The following is a 21,454-nucleotide window of genomic DNA, read 5'->3' as shown; positions in this document are numbered from 1 at the left end:
GCCGGAGTTCGCGCCCGGGAAATCGCCGGCGACGCTCCAACCGACGCGCTTACGGGTTCACCACGACCTGTGATGTCACATCCACACCGTCCTGCTGGAGCACCGCCTGGTTGTTTTGCGCTTCGATCCGGCGGCCCGCGGAGTCACTGCCCGCGGTGAAATTCAATTTGGTGAGTCCGCTCACTTGCACAGGCTGCGCATTGGCTTGCGCCAGGTTGCCGCCGGCGATGAGCGCGCTGCCGACCGAACCGACCCGCAACACCGGCGTCGCGTCGCGAAACGCGGTGATGTCGCCCACATTCAGCGGACCCTGCAACGCCACGCCCGGCGCGTAAACGCCCGTGAGTCCCCTCTCCGCGAAGAAGTGTGCGTTGGCCGCGCGCACGCCGCCGAATTTTCCGTTCTCACTCGCGATCGCGATGAACGCGAGGTCCGCGATGCCGTCGTAGTTCGTCGCTTCATGACCGACAAACAACGGGCTGCCGTTTTTCGCCGGTTCGTTGTCCGGACCGGGGCCTTCCAAAATATCATACGCGCCCGTCGGGTCGACCGCAGTCGCGCGACCGACGGTGAAGACCGACACGTTTGTGAATTCGTTGGCGCCGACGATCACGATCCCGGCGTGGCCTTTCACATATTTCACGTTCGACTGGTTGTAGTTCACCGGCGCGGCTCGCTCCGCGTTCCCGAGGTCGTCGAACACAAGCGAGAGCGTGCCCGGGCCGCTGAACTCGACCTGCACGATGTCGTCATCGAGATCGATGAACGAGGTGCGCATCACGCGGCCCGGCGTCGCGGTGATCGTCTCGGCGGCGCCGGTGACCAGCACCTGGTCGTAGTGATTGCCGTTCGGATGCTCGACGTCGTCCAAGACTACTTCGCCGGCGCCGATCACGCGATCCAAGGTCGTGACGCCGACAATCGCCGGCTGGCTGATGGCGTAAGCCGTCTTGTTCGTCGCGACCGCGGTATAGACGCCCGCATCGGCCGGCTGCACCTTGTTCAACACGAGCGCGGAATTCGTCGCCCCCGCCACGTCGCGGCCGTTGCGCCGCCACTGAAACGTCGGCGTCGCGGTCGCGTTCGCGGCGGCGGTCAGCGTGATGTTCCCACCCTCGTCGACACTCTGGTTTTGCGGGTGCGCGGTGAAGGTCGGATGGCCAGTCCGCAGATATGTTTTCAACCACTGCAGCGCGGGGCGTTCCGAGCCGTTTTCGCGCGCGATATACGCACCGTTCTCGTTGCGCCACAGCCCCGGACGATAGCCCCACAGCGTGATGCCGATGATCGAGGGATGCTCCCAGAACAGCGGGAACAAACGTTGATACTCCGCGAGCTGGATCTGGTCGTCGTGCTGCGCCGGGCTCGCGCCGTCATCGATGTCCATTTCCGTGATCATGATCGGCAGGCCGGTCGCCGCGAGCAGGTCGAGATTGGCTTTGAGCGCGGCGTTGGAGACGCGCGTCTCGAACGCGTGCTGCTGCACCGCGATCACGTCGATCAGGTTCTCCGCCTGCAACAGATTGATGAGTTTCAAATAACTCTGCGTGCTCGCGGCGCCGCTCGTGATGCCGTAATCGTTCAGCACAAGTTTGGTCGTCGCCGGAAAGCGCGCGCGGGCCATGCGGAACGCCGTCAACACCCAGTCCCAACCGCTCGCGCCCGTGCCGCCAAGGGCGTTGATGTAGTTGCCACGGCCATTGCCGGGCTGATTCGGCGGCGCATGCAGGGGCTCGTTCACCACCTCGATGTAGTCGATATCCGAATACCGCGCGGCGACCGCATCGAACCATTCCGTGATCTCCTCAAGCTGGTCGGCGGTGGAGAGCGTCTCGATCCACGCCGGCTGCTGACTGCCCCAAACGAGCACGTGGAAGCGAAACGGGAATCCGTGGTCCTTCGCGAGGGCGTAGGCGGCGTCGACCTCGGTCCAGTTCATCGTGTCGCGCACGTTTTCGATGCTGCCCCATTTGCCGGCGTTCTCCGGCGTCACCTGGTTGAAATACGCGGTGAAGTTCGGGATCTGCGACGCGCTGTAGATGCTCCCGAGGAATTTCGTGTGCCCGGTGGCCAGCGGCGGCCCGCTCGGCGTGTAAGGCGCGTCGCCCGGCGCCGCGCTGCCCGGCTGGCCGTGGTCGAGATTCGCGACGGTGAAGTGCAGGCCGCTCGGGCCGAACGCGAGTTGATCGAGATCGAGTCCGTCTTCGCGCACGCCGATCTGAAAAGTCTGCGTCAGCGCGCCGGCCGGCACCGTGAACGAAATTCCGCCGGCGAACGACGAGAGCTTCAGCCATTTCCATTCGCCGTTGCCCGCGGTGCCAACGCCGCCGACAACCTCGTCGGCCGTCGCGTAGCCGGCGGCGGCGAGCCCGTTGACCGTGATCCAGTCGGCGTCCGTCGTCGCGGACTTTGCACCGAATCCGTTGCCGTAAAAAAAACTGTCGTCGTCGAAACCGCCCGCCCCCACCCGCAGCCGCGCGTAAAGGTCGTAGTTACCCGCCGCCGGAAACGTGACCGTCAGCGTGACCACGCGCGCGGCGCTGCCCGGATTGTTTCCCGCGCTCGTGGTCGTGGCCCGCACAAACTGCGTCGCCCCTTCCGTCGCCGTCGCCACCTCGGCGCCGCGCGTGCCCGTCTCGGTCTGCACCACCACCGCAGTCGTTTGTGCCGAAAGCGTCGTCGCCGCGGCAGCGACGCAGAACCAGGATGCGATCAGCTTCGTCAGAGTCATGGGCATGGACACCGGCGCGACACGCCACGGCGATCGGAGGCCTCGCCTGCAGCACACCGGTCACGGTGTTTTCGGGTTGAATCGGGGTGGGGTCGGTTTCGCGCGAGCGCGCGAAGTCCTCTGGAGTTTCGGCAATAAAACCGCCCCGAACGCCGCCGCAGGCGTGACGTGACTCTAATTGTAGATTCTTCGCGCTTTCACCTGCTGCGCGGTTTGCGCGCGTCAGGCTCGCAAGCGTTTCACCAGGTCCGCGTATAGCTGCGCCAGCTCCGGCATCTCCACCCCCGCGGCCTGCGCGCGCCGCAGCGGCTCACCCCAGATCGCGTCGAGCTCCACCTCGCGTCCGGCGAGAAAGTCGACCAGGCTCGACGGCCGATACGCTCCCATCGGCGGAGTGACGTCGAACTGCTGCCGCAGAAAGTCGTCTGCGATCGCGATGCCGAACGCCGCGGCGGCGCGCTGCACTTCCTGCATCAGCGCCCGCACCCGCGCCGTCAGCCCGGAATCCGCGCAAATGCGGTCGGTCGTCACGCCGCCCGCCGCGATCGCGAGCCCGTTGAACGGGATGTTCCACACCAGCTTGTGCCAGCGCGCGGATAAAAGATTGTCGACGACCCGCATCTTCACGCCGGCGTCGGTGAATTGTTGCGCGAGCGCGCGCGTGCGTTCCGTCGCGGGCCGGCCGAATTCGCCGATCGTCACCGAACCGGGATGGTAACACGTCACCTCGCCCGGCGCGGTGCGTGTCGACGCGATGAACGCCAGACCGCCGAGCACGCGTTCGGAGCCGACGAGCGCCGCGATCTCCTCGTCCGCGCCGAGTCCGTTTTGCAACGTGAGCACCGCCGTCTGCGGCCCGAGCAACGGCGGCAGCAGGTGCGCGAGTTCGCGGTTCGCGGTGGCCTTCAGCGTCACGAGCACCAAATCCACCGGACCGATCTCGGTGGTGCGCGCGAACACCTGGACCGGCTTCAACTCCAGCGTGGCGTCACGTTCGTGGATCGCCATCGCGCCCCGCGCCTGCACGGCCGCGAGATCGCCGCGAAGCAGAAAGCGCACCTCCGCTCCGGCACGCCCGAGTCGCACGCCGTAATACGTGCCGATCGCTCCGGCGCCCACGATTGCGATTTTCGGAAAAGCCAGGCTCATCCGCGCAGACAAACCCGCCGCAACCGCCGGCGCCAGTTTCGTTTTCGCCGCCGGCCGGGCGCGGCTAAAGGACGATGTTGTCGATCAACCGGATCTCGTCGATCCACGCCGCGACGGCCATCACGCTACGGCCCGGCACGACCTCGCGCATCGATTCCATCGTCTCCGGATCGACGATACACACGTAAATGATCCGCAGCCGGCGCCGCTGACTCATCACATGCGTGGCCTCGGCGATCAACCGGTCGGGGCTGCGCACGCCCGACTCCGCCATCTCGCGCGCCCGGGTGAGCGCCGCGTAAATCCCCAGCGCCTCCTGCCGCTGGCTGCTGGTGAAATCGCGATTCCGCACGCCCGCCGCCAGGCCATCCGGTTCGCGCACCGTCGGCACCACGACGATCTCCACGCCGAAATGCAGGTCCTCGATCATCCGGCGCACCACGACCGCGCGCTGCAGCGCTTTCTGGCCGAAAAACGCGAACTCCGGCCGCACGATGTTGAACAACTTCGCCATCAGCGTCGTCACCCCGCGAAAATGCGTGGGTCGCGACGGAGCGCACATCAACCGGCTCGTCACCTCCTCGATGACCAGCGTAGACGAACCTTTCGGATAAATTTCCTCGGCCTTCGGCGCGAACACGATGTCGGCGCCACAGCGCTCGCACAGCCCGAGATCGGCCTCGAAGCTGCGAGGATAATTGGCGGTGATTTCGTTGGGACCGAACTGCAGCGGGTTGACGAAGATCGAAACGACCACCACGTCCACCTTCGGGTTTTCCTTGGCCGCGCGGATCAGCGCCTCCTGGCCGGTGTGCAGCGCACCTTGGGTGGCCACCAGCGCAAGGGTCTTGCCTTCTTTTTTGAACTGCGCGGCCAGCGACCGCATTTCCGCTACAGTGGCGATGATTTGCATGAGGGCACCGGGGTGGGGAGCAACGCGGGCTTGAACTAACGAGGCGCCGGAGGTTTGTTCAAGGTTTTGCGCCTCCGCCATGATCCGAATCAACGAGAACTACACGAAACTCAAGGCTTCGTACCTTTTTAGCGACATTGCGAAGCGCGTGAACGCGTTCGTCGCGGCCAATCCGTCAAAGCCCGTCATCCGTCTCGGCATCGGCGACGTCACGGAGCCGCTGCCGCCCGTTTGCATCGAGGCGCTGCATGCCGCGACCGACGAGATGGCGCAGCGCGCGACGTTCAAGGGCTACGGCCCGGAGCAGGGTTATGCGTTTCTCCGCGAGGCGGTGGTCGCAAACGAATTCGCGCCGCGCGGCTGCCCGATCGAGGCCGACGAGGTGTTCGTCTCCGACGGCTCGAAGTGCGACTGCGGCAACATCCAGGAAATCTTCTCGCACGATCTCCGCCTCGCCATCCCGGATCCGGTGTATCCGGTTTATGTGGACACGAACGTCATGGCCGGCCGCACCGGCCGCAATGTCGACGGTCGTTACGAGGGCATCGTCTATCTCGATTCCACTCCGGCCAACGGCTACGTGCCCGCGATCCCGTCCGTCCCGACGGATCTGATTTATCTTTGTTTTCCCAACAATCCGACGGGCGCCGTGGCCACCAAGGCGCAGCTCGCCGCCTGGGTCGACTACGCGAAGAAGCACAAGGCGATCATCCTGTTCGACGCCGCTTACGAGGCCTACATCCGCGATCCGCAGATCCCGCACAGCATCTACGAGATCGAGGGCGCGCGCGACGTCGCGATCGAGTTTCGCAGCTATTCGAAGGTTGCGGGTTTCACCGGCACGCGCTGCGCGTTCACGATCGTCCCGAAGTCACTCAAGGCCTGGGACGCCGCGGGCAACGAACACTTGGTGCACGCGCTCTGGAACCGCCGCCACACGACGAAATTCAACGGCGTCTCCTACCCGATCCAGAAGGCCGCCGCGGCGATCTACACCGACGCCGGCAAGACGCAGACGAAGGCGCTGACGGATTTCTACCTCGGCAACGCCGCGCTGATCCGCGACGCGATCGGGAAACTCGGCTTCTCGTGCATCGGCGGCGACAACGCGCCCTACATCTGGGTCAACGTCGGCCGCGATTCGTGGGAGTTCTTCGATCTGCTGTTGGACCAGGCCCAGGTCGTCTGCACGCCCGGCGCGGGCTTCGGCAAGTGCGGCGAAGGCCACGTGCGCATCAGCGCCTTCAACTCGCGCGAGAACGTCACCACCGCGCTCACCCGCATCGCGGCGGCGCTCAAGTAGACATAGACGCCAAACGCCGCGTCGCGTTTTCCGCCCGCCGTTTCCGCGGCGGGCTTTTTATTTCAGCTCGGTCGGTGCGCGGTCGTGCACCCAGTAGCGTGAGACGACGAGGAAGTTTTGCCGCACGTCATAGCCCCACTCCGTGTCGAGCAGCTCGATGATCGTGGCCGGCTGCGGAGCCGCGGCGCGGCGGCGCATCAACTCGCGCTCGGCTTCTTCGCGGGCGACTTCGAAAGCCTGTTCAACCCGGAGATACGTTCCGCAGGTCGCGGTGCGCTGCGTCGGCCTGCCGTCATCCTCGCGCGCGAGGGAGAAATTGAGCACGGCGAACGTCCCCGTTTCAGGCGAGTCCATGGCTGGAAAGTTTAGCGGAAATCATGCCACGGCAACCGACACGGCCCGCTCGCCGGAGTGCGCGGGGCGACTCCCGGGTCGTGCGGTCGGGCAAAACCGCATGCGCGCGCGACGTCGTTCATGTCTTTGGCAACAACCCGACAACATGCTCGGCGAGCTGGGTCGCGGCTTCGCTCAGCTTGGCGGCGAGCTGCCCGTAATCCTGTCCGTCCCAACCGGCGACGTCCGTGGAAAACTCGTCCGTCGCCAGCAACTGCGGATCGAGATCGGTCGAATAAATTTCGATGCGGACGGCCAGTCGCGCCACGCCCGCGGGCAGCACGCCTTCGCAACGCCGCACCTGCAGCACGATCTCGAACGCATGCGCGTCGCCCGTGCGCGGCACCACGTCCACGGCGCCGGACTTCACGAGGTTCTCGCGCACGACGCGCCCAAGTCCCGGTTCGAGCGTTTCCGCCCAGCGCGCCTGATCGACGTAACGCACTTCGTTTTCGGCCAGCCGCACCTGCATCAGCTTGCCGCGAAGATAATCCGGGACGAGCACGGAGCGCAGGTAAACGCGCACAGGCTGCGAAGCGGCGCCCGGGCTGGCGGCGACCGCGTTCGAGGTGAGCACGTAGAAGCGCGTCGGGTCTGGCATCGCCTCCGGCAGGGAGCAGGCGGCGAGCAACAACAACGCAAGGCCCGCGCCAAAACGTGCGAGCGCCGAGGAGCGAAGGGAGGAGGATTTGGCGGAAACGTTCATCGTTGGAGCGTGCGTGCGAAATCGGCTGGGGCGTCAGCGTTTCTTGCCGGTGATCAAGGCCTGGGGATTCCGCTCGAGGAAATCGGCGAGCCGCTGCACGGCCTCGGCCGTCGCGCGCAGTTGCTCCATCGTGCGAGCGGCTTCGTCGCCGAGTCCGCTTTGCGAAGCGATGAAGCGATGCGCCGCGCTGGCGGTGGTGTTGAAGGTCTCGAGCGCGGTCTGCGCCTGCACGAGCGTCGCCGCCAGCTCTTTTCCGGCCGGCGCGACCTGGCCGTCGATCGTCTGCAGCACCCCGCGGAGATCGGCGATCGCGGCGTTGAGATTCTCGAAGGTCTGCTTGATTTCGGGCGTCTTCGCCAGGGCTTCGAATTCCGCGCCGGTGCGTTGCCACTGGGCGACGGTGCCTTTCAGGTCGAGGCCCGCGAGCTGCTGGCGCGAGTCGACCAGGAGGCCCTTGAATTCGTTCGAGATCCCCGCGAAATCGATCCGTTTCACATCGTTGAGAATTTCGGTAAGGTTCGCCTGAAACTCCGAAATCGCGGAGGGCATCGCCGGGACGACGACGTAGCGCGGCTGAAAATCCAGCTTCGGCATCGGGTGCTCCGCGGGGTCGAGGAAATCGAGTTCGACGAACAACAAACCGGTGGCGAGACCGAGCACGCCGAGCTGCGCGCGCATGCCGCGATCGACGAGCTTCTGCAGTTCCGCGCGGCTCGAGACATCCAGCTGCCGCCCTTCGGCGTCGGTGATCGTGTCGCGGTTCATTTCGCAGACCACGCCGACGATCGAGCGATTCCGGTTCGCCTCGTAACGCACATTCAGTTCCACGACGCGTCCGAGCCGCACGCCGCGCAGCTTCACCGGCGAGCCCAGATCGAGGCCGTGGACCGATTCGTCGAAATACACGACGAACCGCTGCGGCTTCGAAAAGAAGCTCACGCCGCCGAACGCGAGCAGCGCGATCAACCCGAGCACGAACGCTCCGATCACGAAAGCGCCGACAATGAGAGGTCCGGATTTTGGTTTCATGGGCGGAAGCGCAACGCGATCGGAGACGATCCGGGCGCGATGCCGGCAGTGAACGCCAACGGCGTCAGGCTGAACAGAAAAGAAAATCGGGCGCGCCTCATGTCGTCGTCGGCGCCAGGTCAGCGCGTTGGAGGAACTCGCGCACGCGCAGGTCGGGACTGCGCACCGCCATTTCCCGCGGATCGCCCTCCGCGACGATCCCCTGCTGATCCCGATCGAGCATGATCACGCGGTCCGCGATGCTGAAGATCGACGCGAGTTCGTGTGACACGACCACCATCGTCGTGCCGAGCGATTCGCGGAGCTGGACGATGAGTTCGTCGAGTTTCCGCGAGGTGATGGGATCGAGTCCGGCGGACGGTTCGTCGAGAAACAGGATCGCGGGATCCAGCGCGAGGGCGCGCGCGAGTCCCGCGCGTTTCTTCATGCCGCCGCTGATCTCCGCCGGATAAAGATCTTCGGCGCCTTTCAAACCGACCTGCCCGAGCTTGAACGTCGCGATCTCCTCGCGCTCACGCCGGTCGAGCGTGGTGTATTCCTCCAGCGGCAGCTCCACGTTCTGCCGGAGCGTGAGCGAGGTCCAGAGCGCGCCGCCCTGATACAGGACGCCGAACGTCTTCAGCAGCTCCCGGCGCTGCCGGGTCCGCGCGTCGCTGAACGATTCGCCGAAAAAATTCACCCGCCCTTCCATCGGCGTGTGAATGCCGATCATGTTCCGCAAGAGCGTGCTCTTGCCGCAGCCCGATCCGCCGATGATGAAAAAGATTTCGCCCCGGGACACCGTGAAGGAGACGTTACGCAGGACCACCTTCCCTTCGTAGCCACAGGTGAGGTGGGCCACCTCGATCGCGGGGGAATCCGGAGCTGGCGCGTCGTTCATCGTTTTTACAACCCAATGACGTTGAACAAAACTGCAAACACCGCGTCGGCTACCACAATCAGCAGGATCGACGTCACCACCGCCGAGGTCGCGGCCCGGCCGACGCCCGCCGCGCTGCGCTCCGCCTGCAGCCCGCGCAGGCAGCCGGAAAAGCCCACGATCAGGCCGAAGGCGATCGCCTTGATCACGCCGACCGCCACATCGCCCAGGCCGACGATCGTGCCCATTTCGACCCAATACGCCGCGGGCGGGATGTTCAGCACCCCCATCGACACCACCATGCCGCCCAGAATTCCCAGCGCGTTCGCATAGAGCGTCAGCAGCGGCATCATCACCCCGAGCGCCAGCAGCCGCGGCAGCACCAGAAAATCGATCGCGGGAATGCCGAGCGTTTCCAACGCGTCGATCTCCTCGTTCGCCTTCATGTTGCCGAGCGTCGCCGCAAACGCCGCGCCCGTCCGGCCGGCGAGCACCACCGCGGTCATGACCGCGCCCATCTCGCGACACGTCGCCATGCCGATGAGATCGGCCACGTAGATATCGCCGCCGTATTGGCGCAGGACCAGCGCCCCGGTGTAGGCGAGCGTCACGCCGACCAGGAAACTGACGAGGCTCACGATCGGCAGCGCCATGGCGCCGCATTGCAGCATTTCGTTCAGGCAGTCGCGCCAGCGGAATTTTTCCGGCGTCTTGAAAACCCGCGTCGCGCCGATCACGCACTCGCCGACGAACTGGAGAAAATCGCGGACCTTGCGCGAAAGGCTCATGGTCGCCGTGCCGACGATCTCGACGAAGTTCTGCGCGCGATCTCGCGGCACGCTGGTCTGATGCGAGACGCCGAGCTGGTCGAGCATGGCCAGCACGCGCGCCGGCATCTCACCGACCGCAAAGGCCACGCCGGTCGCCCGGCACCATTGCTGGACTTCGAACAGGAACAGCACCAGCGAGCTGTCCCAGCGCTCCAACTCGCCCGCGCTCACCCGCACGCTCGCCGGCCGCCGCTTGCCCACCATCGCACTCCACGAAGGGCGCGGCGCCGTGATTCGCCACATCCCCGCCACCGTGAGCTGCAGCGCGCCCCCGTCCGTCGCGACGGAGACCTGGGCTGTGCGCACTTCCGGAGAGACAGGCATGGCGTTCACTTCACTCGTGACATACCCCGCCGCCAAATCAAATTTCTCGGTGCGGCCGCCGCCGGCCCGCGCTTCATGCCTGCCTTCAAGACCTTCCTTTTCGACCTCGACGGCACGCTCGTCGACCACTTCAACGCGATCCACCGCGCCCACTCGCACACGATGCAGCAGCTCGGACTGCCTCCGCCCACGCTGGAGCAGGTGCGCGCCGCCGTCGGCGGCGGCGTCGAGCTGGCCGTGACGCGGCTCGTCGGCCGCGAACGCACGGCCGAGGCCCTTGCGATCTACCGGCCGTATTGGGACGCCACCATGCTCGACGACGTCAGCCTGCTGCCCGGCGCCCGCGAGCTGCTCGAAAAACTCCACGCGCGCGGCGCCACGCTCGCCGTCCTCACCAACAAACACGGTCCTTCGTCGCGAAAAATCTGCGACCACCTCGGGATCAGCGCGCTCCTGGACGGCATTTTCGGCGCGACCGACACGCCGTGGCTCAAGCCGCAGCGCGAATTCACGCAGCACGCCCTCGCCACGCTGCAGGCCTCCGCCGCGGACACCCTGCTCGTCGGCGACTCGCCTTTCGATGTCGAGACGGGCCGCACCGGCGGTTTCCCGTGCTGGTGCGTGATCACCGGCACCCACGATGCCGCGCAGCTCCAGGCCGCGGGCGCCGAGCGGGTGTTCGACGATCTGTTCGCCCTCGCCCGCGAACTTGGGGTGTAGGACCTTCCCCCGGACGTTTCCTCCCTTGCCCCCTTCCGCCGCCAACCCGACCCCGAACGCGCTCACTGGCGTCGTGGAGCGGATCATTTTCCTCAACGAGGAAAATCATTACACGATCGCGGAGTTTCGCCCGGACGCGGCGCCCGGCGCGAAGGAGCGTGCGGAGCCGGTGACGATCGTCGGCCTGCTCCCCGGCGTCGAATGCGGCGAGACGCTGCACCTGAGCGGCGAATGGACCCGTCACGCGCAGCACGGCGCGCAGTTCAAAATCGCCGGCTTCAAGAGCGAGCTGCCGTCGAGCGTGTATGGGATTCGCAAATACCTCGGCAGCGGCCTCGTGCCCGGCATCGGCAAGGTTTACGCCAACAAGATTGTCGACGCCTTCGGCACCGACACCTTTCGCATCCTCAGCGAGGAATCCGCGCGGCTGCGCGACGTCGAGGGCATCGGCCGCAAGCGCGCGACGGCGATCAAGGCCGCCTGGGACTCGAAACGCACCGAGCGCGAGCTCTACATTTTTCTCCAGACCTACGGCGTCACGCCCGCGCAGTGTGTGAAGATCGCGAAGCATTTCGGACCGGCCGCAAAAAACATCCTCACGACCGAGCCCTATCGCGCCGCCCGCGAGATCGACGGCATCGGTTTTAAGACCGCCGACCGGATCGCGATCAATCTCGGCTTCGCCAACGACGCGCCGCCGCGGCTCGACGCCGGCATCATCTTCGCCCTCGAAACGCTGCAGGAGGAGGGCCACACCGCGTTTCCCGAAAACGACCTCATCGATCACGCCGCGAACCAGCTTGAGACCGAAACGCGCTTCGTCGCCGCGCGGATCGACGCTCTCGTCGAGGCGAAACAGCTGGTGCGCCACGCTCAATCCGCCGACCGGCTCATTCAACTTCCGCACAACGACCGTTTCGAACGCAAGATCGCCGAAGTCGTGACCCGCCTCGCGCGCGTCGCGAGCGGGCTGCCCCCGATCAAGGTCGACGCCGCGGTCGAGTGGGCGGAGAAGAAGGCCGGTTTCGCGTTTCACGAACTGCAGCGCACCGCCGTAAAACACGCGCTCACGCACAAGCTCTCGATTCTCACGGGCGGTCCGGGCACGGGCAAGACGACCATCCTGCGCGCGCTGGTCGAAATTCTCCGTGCGAAAAAGGTCCGCGTGCATCTCGCCGCGCCCACCGGCCGCGCCGCGCAGCGTCTCGCCGAGACGACCGGCGGCTTCGCTTCCACCATTCACCGCCTTCTGAAATACGATCCCGCCGGCGGCGGCTTCGTCGCCAACGAGCACGCGCCGCTCGGCACCGATTTCCTCATCGTGGACGAGGCGTCGATGCTCGACACGCGGCTCGCCTCCGCGCTTTTGCAGGCCGTGCCCGCCCGCGCGCACGTGTTGCTCGTCGGCGACACCGACCAGCTGCCAAGCGTCGGCGCCGGGAATGTATTGAAAGACCTGATATCGTCCGGCGCCGGTTCGCCGCACGGTTCGACGGCCCTGCCAGTGACGCGACTCGCGGTCATCTACCGCCAGCAAGGCCAGAGCGGAATCGTCACCACCGCGCACGCGATCAACGCCGGCGATCCCTCGCTGCCGCCCGCGGTGACCGACATCGACCAGGTGCAGGCCTGGAGCGACCTCACGTTCATCACCGCGACCGACGCCGAAGATTGCGTGCGCAAAGTCATCCGGCTTTGCACGGAGTTCGTCCCGCAGAAACTGAAATGGCCGGACCCGGTCGCCGACGTGCAGGTGCTCGCGCCGATGCACAAGGGCGTGGCCGGCGTCGCGAATCTGAACGCGCAGCTCCAGGGTGCGCTCAACCCTCACGCCCGCGGCCTCCGCGGGCCAGGTGGCGAGTATCGTCCCGGCGACAAAGTCATCCAGCTGCGCAACAACTACGACAAAAACCTCTTCAACGGCGACATCGGCGCCGTGCGAACGATCGATGCCGAGGCCTCGACGCTCGACGCGGAGTTCGACGGCAACCGGCATACCTTCGAGCGGGGCGAGTTCGGCGACCTCGCGCTCGCTTACGCGATCAGCATCCACAAATCGCAGGGCAGCGAATACCCGATCGTCATCGTGCCCCTGCTGAAGGCGCATTTCATGATGCTGCAGCGCAATCTCATCTACACGGCGATCACGCGTGGCCGGAAAAAGGTTTTCCTCGTGGGCGAACCCGCCGCCTATGCGATGGCGGTGCGCAATTCGGAATCGAAGCAGCGCCTCACGCACCTGCGCGAAAAGATCGCCGCGCTGGCCTGACACGGTTGCCGGAGTTCGTCCCGGAGATTTCCCGAACATCCGCTCGGGCGCACCGACCTGATCCGGCGCGGTCCAAGTCTTCCATGTCGTCCGCCGAAGAAAACCGGCCGAAATCAGCCCCTTGGTTCACCTGCTTCGCCAAAGCGATCGCGCAAGCCACCGGACGTCCCATCACCTTCGCCCTCGCCGCCGGCACGATCCTCGTCTGGGCGGCGAGCGGTCCGGCTTTTCATTTCAGCGACACGTGGCAGCTGGTGATCAACACCGGCACGACGATCGTCACCTTCCTGATGGTGTTCCTGATTCAGAACACGCAGAACCGCGATTCGCAGGCGATCCACGTGAAGCTCGACGAGCTCATCCGCGCGATGAAAGGTGCGAAAAACACGCTCCTCGATCTCGACAATCTCACCGACGAACAGCTCGAGCAGTTGCATGCCAACTACGTGAAACTCGCCGAGCAGGCGAAGACCAAGCTCGAGGGGGACGACGGGCGGAAACGCAACGGTTCGCGATCCGGTGCGAACGGCGGGAGCCGCGTGGCCGCGTCCTAACCGCGGTCGATCAACGTCTCCCGTTGGCATTTGGGCCCGGGTGGCGCTTGCCCCTTGCGCTGTGCGGCGCCACGCCGTGCAATGCGGCCTTCCAGGCCCATGCAGTCCCTCTCCGGTCGTCGCGCTGCCGCCGTCTATATAGCGTATCTCGTCCTCCATTTGGGTTTCGATACGAGCGCGCGTCTGTTCGAAGTGATGCACGGCGTGTCCATCTGGTATCCGCCGGTCGGCCTGGCGCTCGCTCTCGCGACGTTCACCGGGCTGCGGTCGCTGCCTTTTGTCCTGATCGCCAATCTGTATTCGGGCTACGTCATGAGCGGCAGTCCCGACAGCTGGACGCAGGTGGCGTTGCCGCTGCTCATCACCGTCAGTTACGTGTCCGCCGGTAGCGTGGTGCGCCACTGGTTCGGACCGGTGCCGAAACCCAAAGGCCCGCTCCCGACCGCCGCGGTCATTGGCACCTACCTCGCCGCGCCGACGGTTTCGGCGCTGCTGGGCACGCTGCTGGTGATCGTCGGTGGACACTATCCCCCGAGCCAGTTTCCGGCGGTCGCGTTCAACTGGTGGATCGGCGATCTCACCGGCGTGCTGACGGTCGTGCCGATCTGCCTCGTGCACGTGGCGCCGCGGTTGTTCGAACCAGGGCAGCGCAAGCGGCGTCACTGGACCGCACGGGAACGCTGGGAAGTGGTGGCGCAGGGGCTCTCGCTGTTTGCGACGCTCGGCATCGTGCACGGGCTCACATTTATTCATCCGCACGAGGCCTATTACATCTGCATCGTCCCGCTGGTGTGGATCTGTCTGCGACACGGTCTCTCCGGCGCAACGATCGCGATCCTCGCCCTCACGATGGGCACGCTCGCGGCGCTGCAATGGACCACCGCGTCGGCCTCGGTGGTAACGGACCTGCTGCTGTTCGAAATCGCGATCGCGACGATCGGACTGGGTCTCGGTGCGACCGTGACCCGTCGCGCTGCCGCCGAAAACGAGCGCTCCCGATTGCTCGCGATTCTTGAAGCCTCCCCGGACTTCGTCGCGACCGCGGATCTGAGCGGCAAGGTGCTTTTCCGGAACGCGGCGCTATTGAGTCTGCTCGGCCAGAAAGCCGACCGGCCGGCCGACGCGCGCACGCTCGTGGATGCGCATCCGCCGTGGGCCGCCAACAAGGTGCTGAACGAAGGGATCCCCGCCGCCATCGCGAACGGACGCTGGCAGGGCGAAACGGCGTTTCTCGATCGCGACGGCCGCGAGGTGCCGGTGTCGGAATTGATCGTCGCGCATTACGATCGTGCCGGCCGGCCGGCGATGCTCTCTGCCGTCGCCCGCGACATCAGCGCCTACAAGGAGGCCGAGCGGGCCCGCCTCGAATCGGAACGCAATCTCCTTCAGGCGCAGAAACTCGAGAGTCTCGGCGTGCTCGCCGGCGGCATCGCGCATGATTTCAACAACCTTCTCACGGTGATGCTCGGCAACGCGACGCTCGCACGGCTGGATCTGCCCGCCAACAGCCCGACCGAGACCGCCATTCACCAGATCGAACTCGCGGCGTTGCGCGCGGCCGACCTTTGCCGCCAGATGCTCGCTTATTCCGGTCGCAGCCGGCTCTCCGTCGAACCGGTCGATCTTTCGCGTATTGTTGAGGACACTACGCATCTGTTGAAGGTTTCCATCTCGAAGAAGTGCCAGCTCGAGTTCGATCTTGCGCCCCACCTTCCGCTGGTGACCGGCGATCCGACGCAGTTGAGCCAGATCACGATGAATCTCGTGATGAACGCCTCCGACGCCTGCGGCGACCATCCGGGACGCATCGTGGTGCGCACCGGATTGCTGCACGCCGATCGCGCGTATCTCGCCAGCACCTACCTCGCGCCCGCGCTGGAGCCCGGCCCGTTCGTCTTCCTGCAGGTGAGCGACAACGGCTCCGGCATCGCGCCCGACGTGTTGAACCATATTTTCGAGCCGTTCTTCACGACGAAGTTCAGCGGCCATGGCTTGGGGCTTTCGGCCGTGCTCGGCATTGCGCGCAGCCACGGCGGTGCGGTCCGCGTCGATTCCGCCCCGGGCGAAGGCACGACGTTTCGACTCCTGCTGCCCGCGGCCACCGGTCTGTCGCCCTCCGCCCCTACTCTCGCGGAGAATCCACCGCGGGCGGCGGGTGCGGGTCGCATTCTCGTCGTCGACGACGAACCGTCCGTGCGCCAGACGGCGAGCAAGATTCTCGAGCGGCTCGGCTACACCGTGGCGCCGGCGGCGGATGGCCGCGAGGCGGTGGAGGTTTTCCGGCGCGAGGCCGGCGGTTTTCAGCTGGTGCTGCTCGACCTCTCGATGCCGGTGATGGACGGCGAGGAGGCGTTTCGCGAAATCCACCGGCTCGATCCCCGCGTGCCGGTCGTTCTCATGAGCGGCTACAATCGCACGGAATCCGCCGAGCGATTCGCCGGACGCGGGCTCGCCGGTTTCGTGCAAAAGCCCTTCGACGCCGCCCGGCTCGGCGACGCGATTCGCGCCGCGCTATCGCGCGGCTGACGCGCGTTCGCGAGGATTCGCGGCGCGCGGCCGGGTCCCGCTTGCGCGCGGACCGGCGCGCCTCCAGGCTTTCGCGTCCATGCCGCCCCTGCTCACTGCCATTGTCGCCAGCGCCTGCCTGGGCGCGCTCGTCGGTCTGATCCGCCAATGGAGCGACCAGAAAACCGCGTCCGGCCCCGTCGATTTCGGCGGCGTGCGCACCTACACCTTCTGGGCGATGCTCGGCTGCGTGGGAGCGTTCGTCACCGAACTCACCTCGCCCGCGCTGATCGCGGTCCTGTTCGGCATCGTCGGGGCGCAGCAGATTGTCGCGAAGTTCAATGCCCCCGGCGGCACCACCTTCGCGTCGACGCTGCTCACCGTTTTGACCGGATGCCTGGTGTATTGGGAGGAATTGCCGGCGGCCGTGCTCGTCGCGGCGACGACGATGGTGCTGCTCGGCAGCAAACAACCGTTGCACGAGTGGACGCGCACGTTCACCCGCGACGATGTGCGCGGCACGCTGCAGTTTGTGGCGATCACCGGGGTGATTCTTCCGCTCGTGCCCAACCGGGACCTCGGGCCGTTCGAAGCGTTCAATCCGTTTTCCACGTGGCTGATGGTGGTGCTGATTTCGGGGCTCGGCTTCGCGGGCTATCTCGCGATGCGCCTGCTCGGCGCGGGCGCCGGCCTTCTGGCCACGAGCCTGCTCGGCGGCCTCGCCTCCAGCACGGCCAGCACGCTCGCGTTCACCCGCCGCAGCCGCGAAGAACCGGAGCTCGCCGGCGAGTATGCGCTCGCGGTCGCGATCGCCTGCACGGTGATGCTGCCGCGCGTGCTCGTCGCGATCGCAGTGATCAATACGGAACTCGCCTCAAGCCTGGTCGCACCGTTCGCGTGCATGGCCGTGCCCGGCGTGATCTTCGGCGTGTGGCTGTGGTGGCGGCAGCGCCGCACCGGCGAGGCCGGCCCCGCGGTGCGATTGCGCAATCCGCTCGATCTGAAAACGGCCATCAAGTTCGCGATTCTCTACGCGGTGATCGCGTTTTTGGTGAAAGCCGCGCCACAACTCGGCCTGGCACAGAGCATCCTGCCGCTCAGCTTCGTGTCCGGTCTGACCGACATGGACGCCATCGCGCTTTCCATGGCTCGCAACAGCCCCGAGCCGACCGCGCTCGACCTCGCCACCCGGGCGGTGATCGTCGCCGGCATCGCGAATACCCTGCTCAAGGCCGGCCTCGCAGTCGCGCTCGGCTCACCCGGCCTGCGGCCTCGCGTGGCGATTGTCCTCGGCGCGACGGCCGCCGTCGGCGTGGCGTGGCTGCTCGCGCACTGAGGCGTTCCAGGCATCGCAGGTCATCTGCGTCGAGCGAAGTGAGCGGCGCAGTTTTCTTTTGCGCTTTTTGTGCCTTTTTGCGGCCATGGATCCCCTCATGGACACCACGCGCAAGCCTTCCTGGTTGAGAGCGAAACTGCCGAGCGGTCCCGGCTACGCCGCCACGCGCCGTCTGGTCGACGAGAACAAGCTGCACACCGTCTGCCAGAGCGCGCAGTGTCCGAATCTGGGCGAGTGCTGGTCCCGCGGCACGGCGACCGTGATGATCCTGGGCAACATCTGCACCCGGTCGTGCAACTTCTGCGCGATCGCCACCGGCCGTCCGACGGCGGTCGATTGGGGTGAGCCCGCGCGCGTCGCCGACGCGGTCGCCAAGATGAATCTTCGCCATTGCGTCATCACCAGCGTGGCCCGCGACGAACTGGCCGACGGCGGCGCGAGTGCCTGGGCGGCCACGATCCGCGCCGTGCGCCATCGCAACCCGCGCACCGCGATCGAAGTGCTCACGCCCGACTTCAAGGGCAACACCGCGCATGTCGACGTCGTGCTCGACGCGAAGCCGGACATCTTCAACCACAACATCGAAACGGTGGAGCGACTGCAGAAACCCGTGCGCGTGCAGGCGCGCTACGAGCGCTCGCGCTCGGTGCTGCGTCACGCCAAGAGCCGCGGTTTCACGACCAAAACCGGCATCATGCTCGGGCTCGGCGAGACGCGTGAGGAGATCGAGCAGACCCTCCGCGACATCGCCTCCGACAAGACCGACATCGTGACCATCGGCCAGTATCTGCAGCCGACGCCGCAACACCTGCCCGTCGCGCGTTGGGCGACGCCCGAGGAGTTTCAGCATTGGAAGGAGTTCGGACTTTCGCTCGGCATCGGCGTAATCGAGAGCGGAGCGCTCGTGCGCTCCAGCTATCATGCCGACGAGCAGTCGGTGAAATACACCGGCATCGATCACCTCAACACCCAGAACGCTCTCGCGAGCGCGTAGGTAGGGACGGCTCTCCGAGCCGTCCGCGTTCACGCCGCAAGCGATGTTCGCGGGTGCGCTTCCGCCGGCGCGACGCCGGCGCCGGGCGCTTTTTCGGCTGCAAACGCGAATCCGCGATCGCAGGCTGGCGCGCATGAAATCGCGCCAAGAAATCGTGGAGAACTGGCTGCCGCGCTACACCGGCGTGCCGCTGAAGGAGTTCGGCGACTACATCCTCCTCACGAATTTTCACCGCTACGTCGCGCTGTTCGCCGATTGGCACCGCGTGCCGATTCGCGGTCTCGACAAACCGATGTCGAGCGCGACCGCCGGCGAGATTACGATCATCAATTTCGGCATGGGCAGCGCGACCGCCGCGACGGTCATGGACCTGCTCAGTGCCATTTCTCCGAAAGCCGTGCTGTTTCTCGGCAAATGCGGCGGCGTGAAACACCGCGCCGAGGTCGGCGGTTTCATCCTGCCGATCGCGGCGATCCGCGGCGAGGGCACGAGCAACGACTACTTTCCGCCCGAAGTGCCCGCCCTGCCCGCGTTCGCGCTGCAAAAGGCGATCTCGACCACGATCCGCGAGCACGGCCACGACTACTGGACCGGCGTCGTCTACACCACGAACCGACGCGTCTGGGAACATGACGAGAAGTTCAAGCGCTACCTGAAAGCGGTGCATGTGATGGCGGTCGACATGGAAACCGCCACGATCTTCTCGACGGGTTTCTACAACCAGATCCCGACCGGCGCGCTGCTCCTCGTTTCCGACCAGCCGATGACGCCCGAGGGCGTGAAAACCGCCGAGAGCGACGTCGTCGTGGACCGCAACTACGTCGACGACCACATCCGCATCGGCATCGATTCGTTGAAGCAGCTCATCGAGCGCCGGCTGACCGTGAAGCACCTGAAGTTCTGACGCGGCGGTGCCGGCCTCGCGCGTCTCGTATCCGTCAATCCACGACGTCGAACCGGAAGGGCACGAACGCCTCGTGTCCGCCGAGATTCACCTGCGACCAGATCACGTAGCGTCCGGCGCGCGGGATGGTGATCTTGAAGTTCAGCTCGGGATGCGTGGCGTCGGGCTTTTGCGAGAGGTCCGCCTCGGCGGGATGCAGATGGGCGAAACCGCTCCGGGACTCGTCGAAGGCCACGAGATGCGCGTAGGCGTCCATCACCGGCTCGAGCGGCACCGCGCCGCCGCCTTTGCGCGCCACGGTGAAACGCAGATCGATCGTTTGTTTCGCCCGCAGCGGCAGCGTGCGCGGCGTAAGCTTGAAATCGTAATCATCGGTGAGTCCGGACGCCGCGGTGCGCGCGGCGAGAACCTCCGGCGCCGCGCCCTCGGGCGCAGCCACCCGCAGGTCGGCATGCGCGTAAAGTCCGCGATTCGTCGCGGCCGGCGTGAAGTCGGCAAACACCCGATACACGCCGCTGGCGAGCGGGGTGAACTCGAATTCCCACCGGCCGCCATCGCCCACCGGATCGGGATGCAGGTGCTGGTAATCCTTCAGCGCCGGATCGACAATCATGAGGTGCAGCCGTCGCGTATGCACGACGAGCAGGTCGGCGGGCGCGATGGGTTTTCCGCTCGCCGTCTTCAGCACGACGGTCGCCCGCACGGGCCGGCCAGCCACCGCCGGAGGTGCCGCGATGCTCATCGCGATCGGCGAGGCCACCGCGACCACGGGGATGAACTGCGGATTCAGCGGATCGCAGAACTCGATGGAATTCTGCGCGTCGACGCGGAAATCCATGTGACTGAGATTCGTCCCGGTCGGCAGCCAGCGCATGAACGCATACGTGCCGACGGCGGCGAGCGTGATCATGCCGATCTGGCGCCACTGGCGGGCGGAAAGCGCGGGGGAGGAGGCGTGTGTGCTCATCGTTTCATTTTCGCCACGAAGTCCTTCGGCTCCCAGACGCTGCCATCGGCGCGATGGACGATGCGGCCGGATTCGTCGATCAGCACGGTGGCGAGGGTGTGCTTGAGCAAATCGCCGTCGAACTCGGCGAGAACCCCGAAGTTGGCGAGGAGGTCCTTGATCGCATTCTCCGGCCCGGTCAAGAAGCTGAAATTCGTCGTGTCGATGCCGCGGGTCTGCGCGTAGTCCTTCAACACTCCGGGCGTGTCGTAGGCGGGATCGAGCGTGATGGAAACGAACTCGATGTTTTCCACGCCGGCTTCGCGGGCGAGCTTTTGCGTCATGGTCATCTTCGCCGTTGCCGCCGGACACATCGTCGCGACCGGGCAGCGGGTGAAGATGAAGTTGAGCATCACCTTCTTGCCGCGGAAGCGGCCGCTGTTCACCACCGTGCCGTTCTGATCGTAGAGTGCGAAATCCGGCATCTTGTCACCAACTTCCCGATACGCGGACTTGCCGCGCGCGAGGGTCTCCTGCCGCAGGGAGTTGGCCTGCGCGGCGACGGCGTTGCGGCTCGCGTCGTCGTCGGGCCAGATCTGTTCGAGGCGCCATTCGCCGTCCGCCTCCGCGGGCTGCACGAGCTGCGCGCGGATGCGCTGGCCCGTCTTCAACGTCGTCGCGTCGCCGTGCGTCACAGCGAACTCCATCGTCATCGCCGGCATGACGTCGGGGATGGGCTCGTGTTTCACGACGAGCACGTTGCGCTCGGGATCGACGGACACGACCTCGCCCTGCAGCGGATGGCGTTTCTCGCCGCTCGTCGCGGCGGACGTGCTGGAATCGGAGCGCGAGCAGCCGGCCAGCGCCAACGCGGCCAACAAAAGGAAGAGCGGCCAGCCTGCACCGGGAGGCCGCGGGAAATGCGTTCGACTATTAGCTGCCATGAGGGAACGGATTCGTGCGCGGAAAAAATTGTCAAAGGGTTTGCG

Annotated in this window: 18 protein-coding genes; 8 read left to right on the top strand and 10 right to left on the bottom strand. The window is 65.9% G+C overall.

The features are described from left to right. Window positions 1-49 precede the first annotated feature (49 nt). The 3 genes from AC6RV7_RS07575 to panC all read right to left on the bottom strand — a co-directional run bounded on the left by AC6RV7_RS07575 (window position 50) and on the right by panC (window position 4,793). Complete coding sequence (locus tag AC6RV7_RS07575) at window positions 50-2,731, bottom strand: endo-1,4-beta-xylanase (RefSeq protein ID WP_500093312.1); 2,682 nt, start codon at window positions 2,729-2,731, stop codon at window positions 50-52. A gap of 222 nt (window positions 2,732-2,953) precedes the next feature. Then, window positions 2,954-3,880, bottom strand: coding sequence for a 2-dehydropantoate 2-reductase (locus AC6RV7_RS07570; protein ID WP_500093311.1), 927 nt, complete (start codon window positions 3,878-3,880; stop codon window positions 2,954-2,956). A gap of 64 nt (window positions 3,881-3,944) precedes the next feature. Continuing rightward, window positions 3,945-4,793, bottom strand: coding sequence for a pantoate--beta-alanine ligase (gene panC / locus AC6RV7_RS07565; RefSeq protein ID WP_500093310.1), 849 nt, complete (start codon window positions 4,791-4,793; stop codon window positions 3,945-3,947). 79 nt (window positions 4,794-4,872) lie between these two features. On the opposite strand from panC, the gene AC6RV7_RS07560 reads away from it, so the two are divergent. Continuing rightward, window positions 4,873-6,096 carry an LL-diaminopimelate aminotransferase gene (locus AC6RV7_RS07560; protein ID WP_500093309.1) on the top strand — a complete coding sequence of 408 codons (1,224 nt, stop codon included), beginning with the start codon at window positions 4,873-4,875 and terminating at the stop codon, window positions 6,094-6,096. Window positions 6,097-6,153: 57 nt separating this feature from the next. Here the strand turns inward: AC6RV7_RS07560 and AC6RV7_RS07555 are convergent, their stop codons facing one another. The 5 genes from AC6RV7_RS07555 to AC6RV7_RS07535 form a co-directional block, all read right to left on the bottom strand. Next, the gene (locus AC6RV7_RS07555; RefSeq protein WP_500093308.1) at window positions 6,154-6,450 is read right to left on the bottom strand and encodes a hypothetical protein; all 297 of its coding nucleotides are present in this window, start codon (window positions 6,448-6,450) and stop codon (window positions 6,154-6,156) included. A gap of 118 nt (window positions 6,451-6,568) precedes the next feature. Further along, entirely contained in the window at window positions 6,569-7,195 is a 627-nt protein-coding gene (locus AC6RV7_RS07550; protein ID WP_500093307.1) for a PqiC family protein, read from the bottom strand. A gap of 33 nt (window positions 7,196-7,228) precedes the next feature. Continuing rightward, window positions 7,229-8,224 carry an MlaD family protein gene (locus AC6RV7_RS07545; RefSeq protein WP_500093306.1) on the bottom strand — a complete coding sequence of 332 codons (996 nt, stop codon included), beginning with the start codon at window positions 8,222-8,224 and terminating at the stop codon, window positions 7,229-7,231. Window positions 8,225-8,321: 97 nt separating this feature from the next. Then, window positions 8,322-9,104 carry an ABC transporter ATP-binding protein gene (locus tag AC6RV7_RS07540; RefSeq protein ID WP_500093305.1) on the bottom strand — a complete coding sequence of 261 codons (783 nt, stop codon included), beginning with the start codon at window positions 9,102-9,104 and terminating at the stop codon, window positions 8,322-8,324. Between the two features lie 5 nt (window positions 9,105-9,109). Beyond that, entirely contained in the window at window positions 9,110-10,237 is a 1,128-nt protein-coding gene (locus AC6RV7_RS07535; RefSeq protein WP_500093304.1) for an MlaE family ABC transporter permease, read from the bottom strand. A gap of 75 nt (window positions 10,238-10,312) precedes the next feature. On the opposite strand from AC6RV7_RS07535, the gene AC6RV7_RS07530 reads away from it, so the two are divergent. The 7 genes from AC6RV7_RS07530 to AC6RV7_RS07500 all read left to right on the top strand — a co-directional run bounded on the left by AC6RV7_RS07530 (window position 10,313) and on the right by AC6RV7_RS07500 (window position 19,519). Then, a complete protein-coding gene (locus tag AC6RV7_RS07530) occupies window positions 10,313-10,957 on the top strand; it encodes an HAD family hydrolase (protein ID WP_500093303.1) in 645 nt (214 codons plus the stop codon). Window positions 10,958-10,982: 25 nt separating this feature from the next. Further along, the gene (gene recD2 / locus AC6RV7_RS07525) at window positions 10,983-13,226 is read left to right on the top strand and encodes an SF1B family DNA helicase RecD2 (RefSeq protein WP_500093302.1); all 2,244 of its coding nucleotides are present in this window, start codon (window positions 10,983-10,985) and stop codon (window positions 13,224-13,226) included. Window positions 13,227-13,309: 83 nt separating this feature from the next. Next, window positions 13,310-13,780, top strand: coding sequence for a low affinity iron permease family protein (locus AC6RV7_RS07520; protein WP_500093301.1), 471 nt, complete (start codon window positions 13,310-13,312; stop codon window positions 13,778-13,780). 99 nt (window positions 13,781-13,879) lie between these two features. Then, window positions 13,880-16,306: a hybrid sensor histidine kinase/response regulator gene (locus AC6RV7_RS07515; RefSeq protein WP_500093300.1), complete on the top strand. Its 2,427-nt coding sequence runs from the start codon at window positions 13,880-13,882 to the stop codon at window positions 16,304-16,306. A gap of 79 nt (window positions 16,307-16,385) precedes the next feature. Beyond that, window positions 16,386-17,621 (top strand): MgtC/SapB family protein, encoded by a 1,236-nt coding sequence (locus tag AC6RV7_RS07510; protein WP_500093299.1) that lies wholly within the window; start codon window positions 16,386-16,388, stop codon window positions 17,619-17,621. 85 nt (window positions 17,622-17,706) lie between these two features. Next, window positions 17,707-18,615: a lipoyl synthase gene (gene lipA / locus AC6RV7_RS07505; protein WP_500093298.1), complete on the top strand. Its 909-nt coding sequence runs from the start codon at window positions 17,707-17,709 to the stop codon at window positions 18,613-18,615. A gap of 133 nt (window positions 18,616-18,748) precedes the next feature. Next, the gene (locus tag AC6RV7_RS07500; protein WP_500093297.1) at window positions 18,749-19,519 is read left to right on the top strand and encodes an AMP nucleosidase; all 771 of its coding nucleotides are present in this window, start codon (window positions 18,749-18,751) and stop codon (window positions 19,517-19,519) included. Window positions 19,520-19,553: 34 nt separating this feature from the next. On the opposite strand, the gene AC6RV7_RS07495 is transcribed toward AC6RV7_RS07500, so the two are convergent. Further along, window positions 19,554-20,486: a DUF8832 domain-containing protein gene (locus tag AC6RV7_RS07495; RefSeq protein ID WP_500093296.1), complete on the bottom strand. Its 933-nt coding sequence runs from the start codon at window positions 20,484-20,486 to the stop codon at window positions 19,554-19,556. Further along, a complete protein-coding gene (locus AC6RV7_RS07490) occupies window positions 20,483-21,409 on the bottom strand; it encodes an SCO family protein (protein WP_500093295.1) in 927 nt (308 codons plus the stop codon). Before AC6RV7_RS07490 ends, AC6RV7_RS07495 begins: the two co-directional genes overlap by 4 nt. Window positions 21,410-21,454 lie beyond the last annotated feature (45 nt).

It is taken from the genome of Opitutus sp. sgz309028, assembly GCF_059821195.1.
The sequence above is the reverse complement of the archived record's forward strand: the minus strand, read 5'-3'. Positions and strand labels throughout refer to the sequence as shown.